The 15,785-nt window shown below is 71.5% G+C and carries 15 protein-coding genes; 9 read left to right on the top strand and 6 right to left on the bottom strand.

Going from position 1 to position 15,785, the window contains the following annotated elements:
* Positions 1 to 211, top strand: a 211-nt coding sequence (locus Pme01_RS27015; RefSeq protein ID WP_203935896.1) for a hypothetical protein, incomplete at its 5' end; no start/stop codon positions are given.
* A 141-nt stretch (positions 212 to 352) separates the two neighbouring features.
* Positions 353 to 1,186, top strand: a complete 834-nt coding sequence (locus tag Pme01_RS27020) for an SGNH/GDSL hydrolase family protein (RefSeq protein WP_168117821.1) — start codon at positions 353 to 355, stop codon at positions 1,184 to 1,186.
* Between the two features lie 125 nt (positions 1,187 to 1,311).
* Here Pme01_RS27020 and Pme01_RS27025 read toward each other — a convergent pair whose 3' ends face one another.
* Both Pme01_RS27025 and Pme01_RS27030 read right to left on the bottom strand, forming a co-directional pair.
* Positions 1,312 to 2,295, bottom strand: coding sequence for a DUF6807 domain-containing protein (locus tag Pme01_RS27025; protein ID WP_203935897.1), 984 nt, complete (start codon positions 2,293 to 2,295; stop codon positions 1,312 to 1,314).
* Positions 2,262 to 3,446, bottom strand: a complete 1,185-nt coding sequence (locus Pme01_RS27030) for a hypothetical protein (protein ID WP_168117820.1) — start codon at positions 3,444 to 3,446, stop codon at positions 2,262 to 2,264. The genes Pme01_RS27025 and Pme01_RS27030 overlap by 34 nt, the downstream gene beginning before the upstream one ends.
* Before the next feature lie 216 nt (positions 3,447 to 3,662).
* Between Pme01_RS27030 and Pme01_RS27035 the strand changes: the two genes are divergently transcribed.
* Positions 3,663 to 4,472 carry an ArsR/SmtB family transcription factor gene (locus tag Pme01_RS27035; protein ID WP_168117819.1) on the top strand — a complete coding sequence of 270 codons (810 nt, stop codon included), beginning with the start codon at positions 3,663 to 3,665 and terminating at the stop codon, positions 4,470 to 4,472.
* Positions 4,473 to 4,519: 47 nt separating this feature from the next.
* Here the strand turns inward: Pme01_RS27035 and Pme01_RS27040 are convergent, their stop codons facing one another.
* Entirely contained in the window at positions 4,520 to 5,023 is a 504-nt protein-coding gene (locus Pme01_RS27040; protein WP_203935898.1) for a MarR family winged helix-turn-helix transcriptional regulator, read from the bottom strand.
* 69 nt (positions 5,024 to 5,092) lie between these two features.
* Between Pme01_RS27040 and Pme01_RS27045 the strand changes: the two genes are divergently transcribed.
* From Pme01_RS27045 to Pme01_RS27060, 4 genes are all read left to right on the top strand, one after another.
* The gene (locus tag Pme01_RS27045; RefSeq protein ID WP_168117817.1) at positions 5,093 to 6,307 is read left to right on the top strand and encodes an MFS transporter; all 1,215 of its coding nucleotides are present in this window, start codon (positions 5,093 to 5,095) and stop codon (positions 6,305 to 6,307) included.
* Between the two features lie 179 nt (positions 6,308 to 6,486).
* Positions 6,487 to 8,265, top strand: coding sequence for a S8 family peptidase (locus tag Pme01_RS27050; RefSeq protein ID WP_168117816.1), 1,779 nt, complete (start codon positions 6,487 to 6,489; stop codon positions 8,263 to 8,265).
* Positions 8,262 to 10,556, top strand: a complete 2,295-nt coding sequence (locus Pme01_RS27055) for an ATP-binding protein (protein WP_168117815.1) — start codon at positions 8,262 to 8,264, stop codon at positions 10,554 to 10,556. The genes Pme01_RS27050 and Pme01_RS27055 overlap by 4 nt, the downstream gene beginning before the upstream one ends.
* A gap of 95 nt (positions 10,557 to 10,651) precedes the next feature.
* Positions 10,652 to 11,788, top strand: coding sequence for a response regulator (locus tag Pme01_RS27060; RefSeq protein ID WP_168117814.1), 1,137 nt, complete (start codon positions 10,652 to 10,654; stop codon positions 11,786 to 11,788).
* A gap of 122 nt (positions 11,789 to 11,910) precedes the next feature.
* Here the strand turns inward: Pme01_RS27060 and Pme01_RS27065 are convergent, their stop codons facing one another.
* Positions 11,911 to 13,497, bottom strand: a complete 1,587-nt coding sequence (locus Pme01_RS27065; RefSeq protein ID WP_168117813.1) for a Na+/H+ antiporter — start codon at positions 13,495 to 13,497, stop codon at positions 11,911 to 11,913.
* 110 nt (positions 13,498 to 13,607) lie between these two features.
* On the opposite strand from Pme01_RS27065, the gene Pme01_RS27070 reads away from it, so the two are divergent.
* On the top strand, positions 13,608 to 14,435 hold the full coding sequence (locus Pme01_RS27070) for a class I SAM-dependent methyltransferase (RefSeq protein ID WP_168117812.1): 828 nt from the start codon (positions 13,608 to 13,610) through the stop codon (positions 14,433 to 14,435).
* Between the two features lie 5 nt (positions 14,436 to 14,440).
* Here the strand turns inward: Pme01_RS27070 and Pme01_RS27075 are convergent, their stop codons facing one another.
* Positions 14,441 to 14,782, bottom strand: a complete 342-nt coding sequence (locus Pme01_RS27075; protein WP_168117811.1) for a DUF4326 domain-containing protein — start codon at positions 14,780 to 14,782, stop codon at positions 14,441 to 14,443.
* A 100-nt stretch (positions 14,783 to 14,882) separates the two neighbouring features.
* Here Pme01_RS27075 and Pme01_RS27080 point away from each other — a divergent pair, with 100 nt between their 5' ends.
* On the top strand, positions 14,883 to 15,521 hold the full coding sequence (locus tag Pme01_RS27080; protein ID WP_168117810.1) for a DUF1684 domain-containing protein: 639 nt from the start codon (positions 14,883 to 14,885) through the stop codon (positions 15,519 to 15,521).
* Here the strand turns inward: Pme01_RS27080 and Pme01_RS27085 are convergent.
* Positions 15,477 to 15,746 (bottom strand): STAS domain-containing protein, encoded by a 270-nt coding sequence (locus Pme01_RS27085; RefSeq protein WP_168117809.1) that lies wholly within the window; start codon positions 15,744 to 15,746, stop codon positions 15,477 to 15,479. The two genes, Pme01_RS27080 and Pme01_RS27085, sit on opposite strands and share 45 nt — an antisense overlap.
* Between the last annotated feature and the right edge of the window lie 39 nt (positions 15,747 to 15,785).

Raw genomic sequence — 15,785 nt, forward strand, 5'->3', positions numbered from 1 at the left:
CCAGGGGTGGGCTCGACGCGTATCCGCACCCGGAAACAAAAACGGCGCCCCCAGGGGCGCCTTTTTTGTTACCCAAAATGCGGCAGCGGCATGGTTTCCTGACGAGGCGTGGCGGGCTCGATCAGCCATGGACCGGCAGCGCAGGAGCCACGCCGCGGCGACCAATCAGGTGGACGCAGGTCAGCAACTCGCGGCAATCGAGCTGTTTTAAGCTATTCACCCCCGAATATTCGATAAGGACCGACGGGTCGAAGACGTTGACGGAGTGGACGATGCCGGCGGTGACCGGCGTCCACGCAAGATCGCTAGCGTGCGGAGACTTCTCTTCCTTGCGTCTGCTCTGGTCGGTCTCGTGACCGTCGGTCTCGTCGTCGACTCTGTCCCCTCGGACGCCGCCGCCGGCACCGTCCCGCCCCCGGCGCGGATCGTGTGGCCGAGCGCGAGCGCCACGGCGTCGAACCCGGCCCCGGTGCGGGCGAACCCGACCGTGCCCAGGAACGGGGCCATCCCGACCCGGGGAACGGCGCCGGTGCAGAGGGCCTGGACCCCCAACGACCTCCGCCACCTGCCCAGGGACCGGCCGCTGCGCATCCTCGGCTGCTGCGACAGCATGACGCCGGGCTGCACCAACACCGACACCGACCAGGGGTACTGGACGGAGCTGGGGCGGCTGCTGGACGCCGCGGGTGTGCGGTACGAGTGCAGCAACGCCTCGATCGGCGGCCAGAGCACCGTCGACGTGGTCGGCTACATCCGCAACGTGGTGCGGGCCGCCCGGCCGGACGTCATCCTGATCAACGTCATGACCAACGACGCCGCCGGAGCTGAGTCCAAGGCGCGGTACCAGAGGATCCTCGACGACATCTTCGCGACCGACCCCAACGTGGTGGTGGCGCCGACGCTGATCGAGATCTCGCGCGTCCCACCCGCGCCCGCGTGGCTGGCGAACTCCGAACCGGCGAACAACGCCGCGATCAGGGACGTGTGCCTGGACGGGAACGGCGCCCCCAGGCACCCGCGCATCGTCGGACTGGGCAACATGTCGAAGATCCCCAACAACACGAAGTACGTGGACGGCGGCGGGATCCACTTCACCCCGGCGGGCCAGGTGATGGCCGCCCGCGAGTGGTACCGGACGATCACGCCTTGGTTCGGGCTGCCGCCCATCCCCCAGGACGTGTACTGACCCGCGGTCAGCCGGCGGCGGTGTCCGCGACCACGACGAGCATCTCGGCGGCGACGACCGAGCCGCCCCGGGTCCGGAAGTCCTTGGCGGTGAAGACGGCGCGAGCGGACCGGCGCGACCGGGTACTACTCCGGGGCCGGCTGGAGCTCGGCGGCCCGGCCGGCGAGGTCGGCGCAGGCGGTCCGGTCGAGGGCGCCACCGGCGACGAACGCGTCGTAGCGCAGGGTCAGCTCGTCGCCGTCGGCGAGCGGGTACTCGCGGCTGAAGAACGGGGCGGGGCAGACGCAGGCGAACGGCTGGCTGCGGACGAACCACCGGGTCGGGTACTCCAGGTTGGCCGGGTGGTCGACGAAGACCAGCGTCGAGCTGCGGCCGTGTCCGTCGTGCCGGCCGGTGAAGGCCAGCCAGGGACCGCGTACCCCCATCAGCTCGTCGCCGCCCTCGCCGTCGGGCATGAGTACCGCGCCGCCGGTGAACGAGCGTGGTCCACGCCAGAACAGCCCGCTGTAGCCGGCGTTGTCGCGGCCGGAGGTGGTCGGGCTGCCGAGCGGGATGGCGGCGCCGCTGACGTTGCGCATGGTGGTCCGGAAGGCGAGCTGCCACGCCCCGGCGCCGGGCAGGACCGCCACGCCCACCCGTCGCCGCTCCTCGATCCAGGCCGCGCCGGCCTGGGTGACCCAGGTCAGCCGCTCGTCGAAGCGCAGCACCCCGTCGTGGACGCCGAGCGCGTCGAACCCGTCGTGCCGCATGCGGCCGTTGTTGGGCAGTTGCCGGTACCCGTCGGCGCGGGTGTAGCTGACCCCGCCCCAGAAGTTCTCGGGGCCCACATTGGACAGCGACCAGGCGATGCCCTTGTGCCACACGTGATCGTGCGGCCGGTACAGGCTGACCACGTCGCCGTCGAGGGTACGCAGCGGGTGGAGGTACGGGCGGGGCGACTCGAGCTGCGGCTCCCAGGGCCGGTACACGTAGCGGAGGAGCTCGTTGCCGTGCCACGCCGCACGCAGCGACCGGCCCTCCTCGTGCACCAGGGCCAGCCCGTCCGGCGGGGGCTCCGCACCGGGGTACACGGCGCCTACCGAGTCCCGCGCCGGCGGCGCGGTACCCACGTTCGCCTGGGTTTCGTCCTGGCATGCTGCTGCGTCGTCGCGTCCCCGCCGGGCCGCTCCAGCTCCGCGAACGAGAACGTCGGGCTGCCGGCCGCGGCGGCCGAACCGGTGTCGTCCTCGCCGCTGAGGACCTTCTCCGCCTGCGAGCCGAGCTGGTTGAACAGCCGCTCGCTGAATCCGAGCAGCACCGCCAGTCCCAGGACGGCCGGTGCGGGAGCGTCGCGGAACGTCGTCTCCGGCCTGATCAGGGACGAGAGGTCGAGCACGTGCAGCGCCTGAAGCGTGGCGATGAACTGCAGCCCGGCCCACGCCGTCAGCGCGCCGAGCAGCGGAGCGAGGAACAGCGGCACCCACGAGATCCCGTACGCCGTGGGCCAGCCGGCGCCGTACACGACGCGCTGCACCCGGCTGATCAGGCCGCCCACCGAGCCGGCGATCAGCACGTAGCCGTACCCGGCGACGAGAAGCGCGATGACCGGAAGGTACGCGGCGAGCACCAGCCAGCCGGCCTTTCCGTAGAGGCTGACGAGCTGGTTGTAGGTGGCGTCGCGGGCGTTGAAGAGTTCCGCGAGCAACTGCGACAGCTCCGCCCGCCACCGGGTGTGAGCCGCCGCCTCGGCGCCCTCCACCCGGCGGGACGCCTCCTGTAGCTCCGCCCAACGGCGCTGCCACGCGTTCTGTCTGACCGGCGGCAGCTCGTCGATCTGGCCCATGGCGCGGGCGAACCGGGCCTGGACCGCGGCGTCCGGCAGCCGCCACACCTCGAGGCGCTGCGCCTCGTGCAGCCGTACCCACTGGGCAATCTCCGACGAACCGATCCAGTTGCGCAGGCTCCGCCCGCGCTCCGGGCCGTCGTTCAGGTTGTGGAAGTCCGGCACCAGGCGGTCGATGGCCTTGGCGAGCGCGTCTGCGTCGACGGGGGAGTCGGGCGCCGAGGGCCGTGCGTTCGGGCGCGTCCACCGGCGGGCGCGAACCGATGAGGCGATCTGCGGTAGCTGTACCTCGGCGCGTCCGCGAAAGGCGGCCTGGTGCGCCCGCAGCCATCGAAGATTGGCCAGCCGGATGTAGGAGCTCGTCACCAGGAACATGACGATCAGGTAGACGAACAGCAGGGTGCCGCCGAGCAGGAGCTGAGCGTGGTACGCCGACATCTGCACTCCTCACGTCGTCTCCCGGGGGGAGGAGACGGGTCATGACTTTGAGACTGCACACCCGCGCCGGGCTGACCTGTCGGGTTGCCGATCGTCCAGTGGCGCGAAGCCGACAGCGCGCGATCCCGCCGCCGACCGTTCGGCAGGGTTGACATGCAGCCGTTCGGCTGCCTAAGTTTAGGCAGCTAACCGGCTGCATGTTCGAGGTGACGCGGGATGGACGAGGTGTTCAAGGCGTTGGCCGATACCAGCCGACGCCGGCTGCTCGACAGTCTGAACGCCCGCAACGGGCAGAGCCTCCGCGAACTCTGCGCCGGCCTGGACATGGCGCGGCAGTCGGTCAGCAAGCACCTGGCGGTCCTGGAGGCGGCCAATCTGGTGACCACCGTGTGGCGCGGCCGGGAGAAGTTGCACTACCTCAACGCCGAGCCGATCAACGCCATCGCCGAGCGCTGGATCAACCGGTACGACCGCGAGCGGGTCAGCGCGCTCGCCGACCTGAAGAGAGCACTGGAGGAGAAGCCGATGGGCAACCACGAGTTCGTGTACACGACGTACATCAACACCACGCCGGAGCGGCTCTGGCAGGCGTTGACCGATCCCGCCTTCACCCGCCGGTACTGGGGGCTCGCCTTCGATACGGACTGGCGCGCGGGATCGCCGATGGCCTGGGAGATGGGCGGAATGAACCTGGCCGATCCCGAACAGGTCGTCGTCGAGTCCGAGCCCCACCGTCGGCTGGCCTACACCTGGCACAGCCTCACCCCCGAGTGGGCCGAGGCTTCCGGCGTGGGCGACGAGGTCTTCGCCAAGATTGCCGGCGAGCGCCGGTCGAAGGTGACCTTCGAGCTCGAGCCGGTCGGGCCGCTGGTGAAGCTGACCGTCGTGCACGGCGACTTCGACGCCGACAGCACCGTGCGGGAGATGGTCGGCCAGGGGTGGCCGGCGATCCTGTCCAACCTCAAGACGCTGCTGGAGACCGGCGCGACCCTGCCCCAGCCGGAGCCCGCCGGCCAGGGCGGCTGAGGTCACCCGGCCACGCAGCCCGTGGGCGAGAACGGCTGACCCTGCCGTCAGCCGTTCTCGGCGGCCAGCAGCATCCGGCGCAGGAGGTCGGCAAGCTGCTGCTGCTCCCGGCGGGTCAGGACGCCCATGAGGCGTTGCTCCTCGGTACCCTCCTCGCTCATCGCGGCGAGCCATGCCTGCCGGCCGGCGTCGGTCAGCTCGACCACGACCTTGCGCCGGTCGGTGGGCGACGGGGTGCGGCGGACGAAGCCGCGCTGTTCCAGCGCGTCGAGGCGGCCGGTCATGGCGGCAGGCGAGGTCCGGGTCTCCTCGGCCAGTTCGGTGGGTCCGGCGCGGTACGGGTCACCGCGGCCGGCGAGCGCGTGCAACGTCTCGAACTCGAAGTTCTGCAGCCCGTGTTCGGCCAGCAACGTCTGACGGACGCGCTTGAGGTGCTTCACCAGGAAGGACATCCGGGTGACCGCACCCTCGACGCACGGGTCGAGGGCGGGCAGCACCGCGCTCCACCGTTCGATGTGCCGGTCCACGGAATCCCGCGCGCCATTCTCCACGCGGACAGCGTACCTTCCGTACTTGATATTCCTTTGACGAATATTTCGATACCGAAATATCATCGCCGGATGGGTGCCAACTTCCGGCTCATCTGGCTCGGCCACACGCTGTCTGCGCTCGGTGACTACGTCGTACCCGCCGCGCTGACCCTGGCGATCGTGCGGGCCACCGGCTCCGCGAGCGCGCTCGCGCTCGTACTGGCCTGCGCCACCGTGCCGCGACTGGTACTGCTGCCGCTGGGCGGCGCGGTCGCGGATCGCTGGCAGCCGCGGCGGGTAGCGATCGCGGCCGACGTCGTGCGCTGCGTGGCGCAGGCGACGGTCGCGATCGAACTGATCGACGGCCGGTTCCGCCTGACCGACCTCGCCGTGGCCGCGGCGGTCAGCGGAGCGGCCTCGGCCTTCGCGCTGCCCACCGGCTCCCCGATGATCGCCGCGGCGGTCGACGCCCCGACCCGTCCACGGGCCAACGCCCTGCTCGGCGTGTCCAACAGCGTGGCCCGCGTACTCGGTCCGGCGCTGGGTGGCGGCCTCGTCCTCACCGCCGGGCCGGGGTGGGCGTTCGCGGCGGACGCCGCGACGTTCGCCGTCAGCACCGTGGTTCTCGCGCTGGTGCGACTTCCCGCCGCGACGCCTTCGGTTCAGCGCCGCCCGCTACACCGCGATCTCGTCGAGGGCTGGAGCGAGGTGCGTCGCCACGACTGGTTCTGGATCAGCCTCATCGGTCATGCCACCTGGAACATGGCCATGGCCGTCCTGCAGACTCTGGGCCCGCTGATCGCGGTCCGCCACCTCGGCGGCGAGATCGTCTGGGTGGCCTTCCTCCAGGCCGGGGCCGTCGGCCTGCTCGCCGGCTCGCTGCTGGCCACCCGGCTGGGCGCGGGCGGACGACTCGGGATCCGGGTGAGCCGGCCGGTGCTGGCGGCCAACCTCAGCCTGTCGCTGTTCGCCGTCCCGCTGGCGCTGCTCGCGCTGTCCGTACCCGCACCGGTGGCGATCGCGGCGTACGGGATCGCCCTGGCCGGGCTGGGCTTCCTCGTCCCGGTGTGGCACACCGCGGTCCAGCAGCAGGTACCGACCGACAAGCTCGCCCGGGTCACCGCGTACGACATCCTCGTCTCGCTCGCGGCGATGCCGCTCGGCTATGCCGTCGCGGCGCCCGCCGCCACGGCCTTCGGGAACGCGGTACCGCTGCTGACCGCGGCCGCGCTGGTGGCCGTGACCACCGCCGGCACCGCGTTGACGCCCGGTGTCCGCGGGCTCCGCACCGCCACCGCGGTCTAGGGAACGTCATACCGGCGGCGGTGGGAGGCCACCGCCTCGCCGGTATGCGTACGCCGCGCCGACGGCCGGTTCCGCTGGCTGCCTTCCGTTTTCCCCTAATGAGCGGCCCGTCGCCGCCGATGGCCGGGGTGGAGTCCGAGTCGTGGATTCCGCTGTCATAGGGGAGGTGAGTTCCAGTAATGGGACTTGGATTGACATCGGCGAGGGTGGGGAAGGCCCCGCCGCGACTGCGACGGACCGTGCTGGCCGCTACGGCCGCCGCGGCGATCGCGGTCACCGCGGCGCCCGCGTCCGCCGGAACGAGCCCGAGCGGGGCCGCGCCCGGCTGGCAGGACGTCGTCGTGACCGGTTCGAGCGCCGACGGCGCCGCCCAGGCCGTGTCGGCGGTGGGCGGTCGCATCCTGGCGTCCCTGCCCCTGGTGCACGGCGTTGCGGCGCAGTTGCCGCGAGGCGCCGCGCTTGACCCGCAGTGGCTGGTGGCGCCGCAGCGTGAGCTGCGGGTCGCGGCCGCGACCGTACCGGCCGGCGCCGGCTCCTCTTCCACCGTCCGCAAGACGCTGGGCCTGCCTGAGAACGGCGACGAAGGCCGTGGCATCACCGTCGCCGTGGTCGACACGGGCGTCGCCGACGTGCCGGATCTGGCGGGGAAGGTGTCGGACCGGGTCGACGTGACCGGTACCGGCCGTGGTGACGGGTTCGGTCACGGCACCTTCATGGCCGGTCTGATCGCCGGGTCCGGCGCCGCCTCGGGTGGCGCCTACCAGGGCGTGGCGCCGGGGGCGAAGCTGGTCGACGTCAAGGTCGCCGACGCGCAGGGCCGCACCGACCTCATCACCGTGCTGCGTGGCCTGCAGTGGGTCAGCGAGCACGCGCGTGACGTACAGGTGCTCAACCTGTCGCTGTCGTCGGGCAGCCCGTTGCCGTACCAGATCGACCCGCTGACCCAGGCGCTGGAGTCGCTGTGGCACCGGGGCGTGACGGTCGTCGTGCCGTCGGGCAACGACGGGCCGGGAGCGGGCACGGTGACGTCGCCGGGTAACGACCCGGTGCTGCTCACCGCGGGTGGCCTCGACGAGTCGGGTACCGCCGGCCGAGGTGACGACACGGTCGGCACGTGGTCGGGTCGGGGACCGACGTGGCAGGGAGACGCCAAGCCGGACCTTGTCGCCCCGGGCGGTCACGTCGTCAGCCTGCGGTCGCCGGGAAGCGTCGTGGACACGTCGAATCCGCAGGCGCGGATCGGCAGTGACTACTTTCGCGGTTCGGGTACCTCGATGGCCACCGCGGTGACCGCGGGCATCGTCGCCGACGCGCTCGCGGTGGCGCCGAAGCTCCGGCCGGACTCGGTGAAGAGCCTGTTCACCGGTACCGCCTACACCGCTGCGGGCCTCACCCGGGCGGCCGGTGCCGGAGCGGGCGGCCTCGACGCGGCACGCGTCCTCGCGGCTGCGCCGGATTGGCGTAGCAAGCCGTCCCAGTCGCAGTCCGACAAGGACAACCAGGTCGTCGGCCGGGACGCCAAGCGCTGGGCGGCGTTCGAGAAGGCCGTCCTGGACGGCGACGGCGTCGCCGCCGAGGCCGCGTGGAAGGCGCTGAGCCCCGCCTCCCGGGACTGGGCGGCCCGTGCCTGGGCGCAGCTGGACCCGGCGGCTCGGGCCTGGGCGGCGCGGGCGTGGGCGGCTCGGGCCTGGGCCGGCGCCGGCGACGAGTGGGCGGCGCGGGCGTGGGCTGCTCGGGCGTGGGCGGCGCGTGCGTGGGCGTCCGACGACTGGGCCGCTCGGGCCTGGGCGTCCGACGACTGGGCCGCTCGGGCGTGGGCTGCCCGTGCCTGGGCCGATGTCGACTGGGCCGCTCGTGCCTGGGCGTCTGAGGACTGGGCCGCTCGGGCCTGGGCTGCTCGTGCCTGGGCGTCTGACATCTGGGGGGCCCGAGCGTGGGCCTGGCTGCCTGAGGCGTGAGCAGCGACGTGTCGAGTGCCGGCCGCCCGGGTGTCACCCGGGCGGCCGGCGCCCTGCGCGCCCGGTTCCGGGATCCGATCCTGCGCCGGGTCGTGGCCGTCGGCCTGCTCGGCGCCGCTCTCACCACCGCCGTGGTCGTCCTGCTGCGCGACCACGGCAGCGTCCTGCACGGCGTCGGGCCGTCCGGCGCCTGGCTGCTGCCGGGCCTGGCCGTGCTGACCTGCCTGGCCGAGCTGGCGACCGTCCGGCTGCGCCACGGCGACGCCGTCGAGGAGCTCACCCTCTACGAGGCGGCCGTCATCATCGACGTCCTGCTGCTGCCGCCCCAGCAGGCCATGGCCGCGGCCGGGCTCGGCCTCGTCGCCGCGAGCGTCCTCCAGCGGAGGCCGCCGGTGAAGACCGCGTTCAACCTCGGCATGTACCTGGCGGCCGTGTCGCCGCTGATCGGAGTCGTCCACCTCGTCGGCGGCACTCCAGGTGCCCTCACGATCGGCGTACTCGTCGGCGTACTGCTGGGTACCGTCGTCTTCACCGCCGTCAACCTGTGCTGCCTGGCCCAGATCATCGGCGTCGTCAACAGCACGTCGCCCTGGAGTGTCATCCGTTCAGAGGCGCGACTCTCCGCGTACATGGCGGTCGGTACCGTCGCCACCGGGCTCACCACCGCCGCGATCGGCCTGCACGCGCCGCTGCTGCTGCCGTTCATGGCGATGCCCGCGCTCGCCATCACCTACGCCTACCGGGCGGCGGCCCAGGAGGCCGACGAGCGGGCCCGGTCGGTGTACCTGCTCCAGCTCTCGAACGCCCTCGCCGAGCGGGACGACGTGGTACGGCGATTCCTCCGCCTCGCCCGTGAGGCCTTCGACGCCGACCTCGCCGTGGTCGTGCTGGACGGCGCCGACCTGGCCCTGTCGGTGGACGCGGTGGCGTCCGGCGAGCTGTCCGTCGACCCGGTCCCCGATTATCTGGCCGACCTCCGCGGTACCGATCGCCCGATGCTCGCCGGCGAAGATCTGCCGCAGGATCTGCGGCGGATGCTGGTCGTACCGTTGGAGAGCGGCGGCCGCCGGTTCGGGATCATGGTTCTGGCCATCCGCGGGCGCCGCCACGGGCGGCTGTCAACCCGCGACCTCACGGTGCTGACGCCACTGGCCAATGCCCTGGCCGCGGCCATGCGCGGCGCCGAGCACCTCGACCGGCTCGTCGAGGAGACCAGCAAGCTGCAGGCGATCGTGGAGCAGTCCACCGAGGGCATCCTCATCGTCGACGGCGATGGCCTGGTACAGATGTGGAGCCGCGCGATCGCCGAGCTCGCCGGCGTGCCGGCCGTGGACGCGGCCGGCCGTCGGCTCGCCGACCTCCTCGACGTACCCGATCCGGAGCAACGTCGGCTCCTACTGCCTGTGACGGCCGACCAGCCCACGTCGGCGGTCGAACTCACCATCCGGCGACCCGACGGGGAGCCGCGCCGGCTGCGGCTCGCCCACTCGGCCCTCTTCGCCGGCGGGAGTCTCGTCCGCGACGTCGTCGTCGTCCACGACCTGACCCGCGAGCATCGCACCGAGCGGCTCAAGGCCGACTTCATCGCCACGGTCTCCCACGAACTGCGCACACCGCTGACCCCGATCATCGGCTACCTCGGCCTCCTGCGTACGCGCGGCGACCGGATGCCGGCCCAGAAGCGCCAGGACTGCCTGGACCTCATCGCCGACCGGGCGGCGCACATGTCGCGGCTCGTCGAGGACCTGCTGCTCGCCTCCCGGATCGGTGACGCCGACGACGACCTGGGCCTGCATGTGTCCGTCGGAACGCACGACCTCACCGCGATTGTCCGCCAGGTCGCCGACGACCTCGACACGAGCCGAATCAAGATCGACGTTCCCGGCCACCCCGTACCCGTCGTCTGCGACGAGGGTCGGACGCTCCAGGTCCTGACCAACCTCATCGGCAACGCGCTCAAGTACTCGCCGTCCACCGAGGACGTACGGGTACGCCTGCGCGTCGACGCCGACCGCGTGCACGTCGACGTGTCCGACCACGGCCGTGGCATTCCGGCCGACCAGTTGGAGAAGGTGTTCGAGAAGTTCCACCGGGTCGAAGACCCGATGACGATGAGCACCAGCGGTACCGGGCTGGGTCTGTTCATCGCACGCCGGCTGGCGCAGGCCATGGGCGGCGACATCGCCGTCACGTCGACGCTGAACGTCGGTTCCGTCTTCACGCTCACCCTGCGGCACGCCGGCCGACCCGTGTCCGGCGCGGACCGGACGCCGGTGGCAGCGCCGGGATAGGTGTCCCAAGACACTAAGGACCGCTGTGCCCTGTCCGATGAAATGGGCAATCCGCAGTGCATGAGGCGCGCGGCTCAGCGAGACAGGAAGCGTCCATGGCGGACAGGCCCCGAATTCTGTGTCTGGACGACGAGGCGTACGTCCTGGACGGACTGCGGCGGTACCTGCGCGTCAACTACGACGTCGTGACCACGACGCAGCCGCAGGAGGCTCTCGACCTGCTCGGTGCCGACGAAGACGGCTCGGTCGCGGTGGTCGTGTCGGACATGCGGATGCCGCAGATGAACGGCGTCGCGGTCCTGGAGCAGGCCCGGCGTATCTCACCCGACACCACGCGGGTGCTGCTGACCGGAGACGCCGACCTCCATAGCGCCGTCGCGGCGATCAACCAGGGCAACGTCTTCCGGTTCATGCTCAAGCCGTGCCCACCCGACGACCTCAAGGCCACCGTCGCCGCAGCCACCGAGCAGCACCGGCTCGTACGCGCCGAGCGGGAACTGCTCGAGGCGACGCTCAAGGGCTGCGTGGACGCGCTCATGGACACCCTGGGAATGGCGCAGCCCGCGCTGTTCAGCCGGGCCGGACGGCTGCACCGCCTGGTCGAGCGGCTCTGCGCCAAGCTGGGCGTTGCCGACGCGTGGCAGATCGAGATGGCCGCCCAGATGGGCGAGATCGGGGCCATCACGCTCCCGCCCACCGCGATCCCGGTACTGGAGGGCGGGACACCCAAGAGCGACGCCGAGGCCGAGATGCTGGCGAGGCTGCCTCATCTCGCCGACAGTGTGCTGGCGCGGATCCCACGGCTGGAGGCGGTACGCGAGATCGTGCGTCATCAGCTGCCGACCGACCGCAACCCCATGACGCCGCTGCCCGAGGACGCCCCGGAGGGCGCTCGGCTCTTACAGGCGGTACGCGAGTACGACGCGCTCGTGTGGCGCGGCATGCCGCCGGACCTCGCGGTGGCCACCCTGTCGTCGCGGAAGATCCACGACCGGGAGACGCTGCGCGTCATAGCCGAGGTGGGTGGCCTGCGCCTGCCCAATGAAGCGGTACGTGAGGTCACGATCGACGACCTGACCATCGGCCACGAACTGGCCGGCGACGTGTACAGCGCCAAGGGGATGCTGCTGGTGGCACGGGGCCAGGTCATCACCGAGCGACTGCTGATCCGGCTGCGCAACTACGAGATGACCACCGGTCTGCAGGGCCGCATCCTCGTCGTCGACCTGTAAGTTTCTTGATCGTTACAACGTCCCGGGCGTGGCAGGAAGTGGTGGACGCGGCGCAGTCAGGGTGATGAGCCGCCGGAGGGAGACGTGCCGCACCGCCGGCGAACCCGGGCGGCATGACGGCCTCAGATCTCCAGGCGGGACTCCTCCAGGTCGAGGTCGCGCTGGACGCGATTCAGGACGTCGGTGCTGATCTGTCCCCGGTCGCGGAGATCGACGATGGTACGGCGCTGCGCCTCGATCAGTTCGCCCACCAGCTGCCGGTACGCGAGCGAACGGCACTCGACGTCGGTGTCGTTGATCATGCCGACCTGTGCCGCGAGTCGCCCACGCCGCAACTGGAGCAGGCGCCTCAGCCGCTGGGCGGTACCTTCGTCGCGGGAACGAGCCTCGGTGAGCAGTTCGTCCAGCCGGGTCAGTGCCGCGTCGGTGGCGGCGAGCCGGGCCAGCGTCTCCTCGCGCGCCGCCGCGCCCTCGTCCCGCACCCCGAGGCGGCGGATCAGCACGGGCAGCGTCACCCCGGGCAGTACCAGCGTCGTGAAGATCACGACGTAGGTCACGAAGACGATGAGGTCCCGCTCGGGGAACGGCCTTCCCGTCTCCGTGCCGGTGGGCAGCGCCAGCGCCACGGTGAGGGAGACGGCCCCCCGCATCCCGCTCCAGGCGACGACCAGCCGCTGTCTCGCGTCGAGACCCGGGCCACCGCGGAGCCGGCGCGGGACGAGCGCGCTTGAAAGGTACGGAACCGTGAAGTGCCAGGCGACTCGTACCGCGATCACGACCGCGGAGACCAGCAGCGCCAAGCCGAGCAGCTTGGTGGCCGGCCGCCGGGCCACCCCGGTCAGGATGGGGTGGAGTTGGAGCCCGACGAGAATGAACAGAACGGCGTTGAGCAGGTAGTCGAGTACCTCCCAGAACGCCATCCCGATCAGCCGGGTGGACGGGGACATGACGGTCGGGGCATGCCAGCCGACGTAGAGGCCGGCGGTCACGGCGGCGAGCACCCCGGAGACACCCAGCCACTGGGCGGGCAGATAGGCGGCGTACGCGGTGGCCAGCGCCAGTGAGGTTTCGACGAGTGGGTCGTCGACGCGGCGGCGTACCTGTTTGGCCAGCCAGCCGACGACGAGGCCGATCACCACGCCGCCGGCGAAGCCGAGCACGAACTCGGTGACGACCTGCCATGCCGTCACGGTGGCGCCGAGGGCGACGCCCACGGCGATGCGGTACGCGACCAGCGCGGTCGCGTCGTTGGCCAGGCCCTCGCCCTCGATCACCGTGACGACGCGGCGCGGCGCCCCGAGCCGACGGGCGATGGCCGTCGCGGCGAGCGGGTCGGTCGGGGAGACGATCGCCCCCAACGTCAAGGCCACCGGCCAGGGCATGTCGGGTACGAGCGCGTGCGCGGTCACTGCGACCGCGCCCATGGTGGCCAGGGTCAAACCGACCGCCAACCGCGTGATCGGGATCGCTTCGGCGCGCAGGTCGTGCGGCGAGGACAGGAAACCCGCCGAGTACAACAGCGGCGGCAGAAAGAGCAGAAGTACCAGGTCGGGCGGCATCTGTACCGGCGGCATCCCCGGTACGAAGCCGAGCATCAGACCGCCGAGCACCAGCAGGATGGAGTACGGGAGGCCGATCCGGCGGGCCAGCACGCCCAGGCCCGCGACCGCCACCATCAGCGCCAGCAGGGCCAGATCAGCGTTACCCATACCGGCCACACCTGCCCAGTCGGTGCGACGAGGAACGGGAGTTCCGCGGCTCGCGCCGCGCCGGGTCAAATCTGGTTGCTCAGCCAAAATGGGTGTGCCACGGTCTGGCGGTGACGGACTACCGTACGGTCAACCGCGCCACCTGGGACGAGCGGGCGCCCGCGCACGCGGCCTCGCCCGACTACGCCTTCGCCCGTTTCGTCGACGACCCGGCGTTCCTCAGCGACGTGGTGCGCTTCGACGCGCCGCGGCTCGGTGACCTCACCGGTCTGCGAGCCGTACACCTGCAGTGCCACATCGGCACCGACACGATCTCGCTGGACCGCCTCGGCGCCCGGATCACCGGCCTCGACTTCTCCGGCGCGTCCCTGGCGCAGGCCCGAAGCCTGGCGACCAAGGTCGACGCCGAGGTCGACTTCGTCGAGTCGGACGTGTACGACGCGCCCGGTGTCCTCGAGCCGGGCGGCTTCGACCTCGTCTACACCGGGGTGGGCGCGCTGTGCTGGCTGCCGGACATCCGGCGCTGGGCGCAGGTGGTCAGCGCGCTGCTGCGGCCCGGCGGCCGGCTGTTTCTCCGCGACGGGCATCCGATGCTGGGTACGCTCGCCGACGCCCGCGACGACGGCCTGCTGGTCGTGGAGTACCCGTACTTCGAGCGCCCGGAGCCGCTCGTGTGGGACCAGGACGGCACGTACGTCGAGACCGACGTGACGTTCACGCACACGGTGACGCACAGCTGGAACCACGGCCTCGGCGAGATCGTCACCGCGTTGCTCGACGCCGGCCTCGAGCTCACCATGCTCGAGGAGCACGACAGCGCCCCGTGGGACGCGATGCCCGGCTGGACGGTTCGCGACGAGCACGGCGAGTGGCGCCTGCGGGACAGTCCCTGGCGGCTGGCGCAGACCTTCACCCTGCAGGCGCGCAAGCGGGCCTGATCGACCTACCGGGCGGCGTCCTCGGGTGCGGCGTCGACGAGTTCGGCGTCGGCGAGTTCGGCGATGACCTCCGCGTGGCACGGCTCGGGTACGCACCAGCAGCCCAGTCGCCGGCCGCGCAGGTCCGGGAGCAGGGCCAGCAGGTCGGGCCGGTCGAGCAGCCACCCGCGGTACGCCTCGAGCACCTGCTCCCGGGTGCCGTCGCGGCCGGGGCGGAACGGGCTGGCCAGCGGCGAGCCGTCCAGGTTCCAGCCGCCGCGGCGCATGGTCCGCCCCACGTACACCACGTCGGCGTAGTCGGGATCGCCGAGGTGACCCTTCAGGTTCACGACAGTCGTCCGGTTCATGACGCGATTCTCCCAGCGCGGCCCTGTCGCTGTTGGTGTACCGGTCGAGCGGCTCGGCGGTGCGGACCGCCTCGGTGGTCGGCCCGGATAGCGTGGGCGGATGGACGCGCTCGAACTTGCCGACTACCGCGAAGCGGTCGCGCGGCTGTACCTGTCGCCGGGTGGGCTGACCGAGTTCCGCGCCGGTCGCGACCGTCTGTTCACCACCCACCCGCAGTCGCCCATCCCGCCCGCCGAGCGGGCGACGTTCTCCGGGGTGCGGTACTTCCCGCCTTCGGACGAGGCTGTCGTGGAGGTCGCGCTGCGCGAGAAGCCGGGACGGCTGGACCTCGACACCGGCGGACCGGACGGGGTGGTGCGCTACGAGCGGGTCGGCGTACTCGACACCGCATGGGGCCCACTCTCGCTGTGGTGGATCGCCGCGTACGGAGGCGGGCTGTTCCTACCGGTACGCGACGGCACGAGCGGACGCGAGACGTACGGCGGCGGCAGGTATCTCACCGACACCGTGAAGGGTACGCACGGCAGAGGCGTCGTGCTGCTGGACGGCGGGCGGGTACGGCTGGACTTCAACTATCTGTACAACCCGTCGTGCGCGTACGACAGCCGATGGACCTGCCCGCTCGCGCCGCCGGAAAACCGGCTGGAAGCTCCCATTCGGGCCGGTGAGCTGAGCTACCACACCGCTGGGCAGTCAGTCGCCTTCCACCAGGGTGCTGTAGAGGCCGGTCTGGTGTAGCTGGGTCGTGATGAACGGGCTCGGGTTGCGCACCCTGAAGCCGATGCCGAGGGATCGGGCCGTGTTGCGGCCGGCCACCAGTGCGCCGATGCCGGTGGAGTCGATGAACGTGAGGTGCCGCAGCTCCACCATGACCTGGGTCGGGCGCGTCTCGGCGACGTCGACCAGGATCTGCCAGAGCTCGGGGGCACAGCTGATGTCGACCTCGCCGTGAATTTCGACCACAGCAGTGCCATCGCCGGTCCGGCGAGTGTTGATCAATGT

The sequence above is a fragment of the Planosporangium mesophilum genome, from assembly GCF_016863255.1.
GTDB lineage: Bacteria > Actinomycetota > Actinomycetes > Mycobacteriales > Micromonosporaceae > Planosporangium > Planosporangium mesophilum.

Bases quoted from the DNA above. Each gene is read 5' to 3' on its own strand.
- Pme01_RS27045 (WP_168117817.1), top strand. From the start codon at position 5,093: ATGGGTGCCAACTTCCGGCTCATCTGGCTCGGCCACACGCTGTCTGCG.
- Pme01_RS27065 (WP_168117813.1), bottom strand. From the start codon at position 13,497: ATGGGTAACGCTGATCTGGCCCTGCTGGCGCTGATGGTGGCGGTCGCG.
- Pme01_RS27080 (WP_168117810.1), top strand. From the start codon at position 14,883: ATGGACGCGCTCGAACTTGCCGACTACCGCGAAGCGGTCGCGCGGCTG.
- Pme01_RS27050 (WP_168117816.1), top strand. From the start codon at position 6,487: ATGGGACTTGGATTGACATCGGCGAGGGTGGGGAAGGCCCCGCCGCGA.
- Pme01_RS27060 (WP_168117814.1), top strand. From the start codon at position 10,652: ATGGCGGACAGGCCCCGAATTCTGTGTCTGGACGACGAGGCGTACGTC.
- Pme01_RS27030 (WP_168117820.1), bottom strand. From the start codon at position 3,446: ATGTCGGCGTACCACGCTCAGCTCCTGCTCGGCGGCACCCTGCTGTTC.
- Pme01_RS27035 (WP_168117819.1), top strand. From the start codon at position 3,663: ATGGACGAGGTGTTCAAGGCGTTGGCCGATACCAGCCGACGCCGGCTG.
- Pme01_RS27075 (WP_168117811.1), bottom strand. From the start codon at position 14,782: ATGAACCGGACGACTGTCGTGAACCTGAAGGGTCACCTCGGCGATCCC.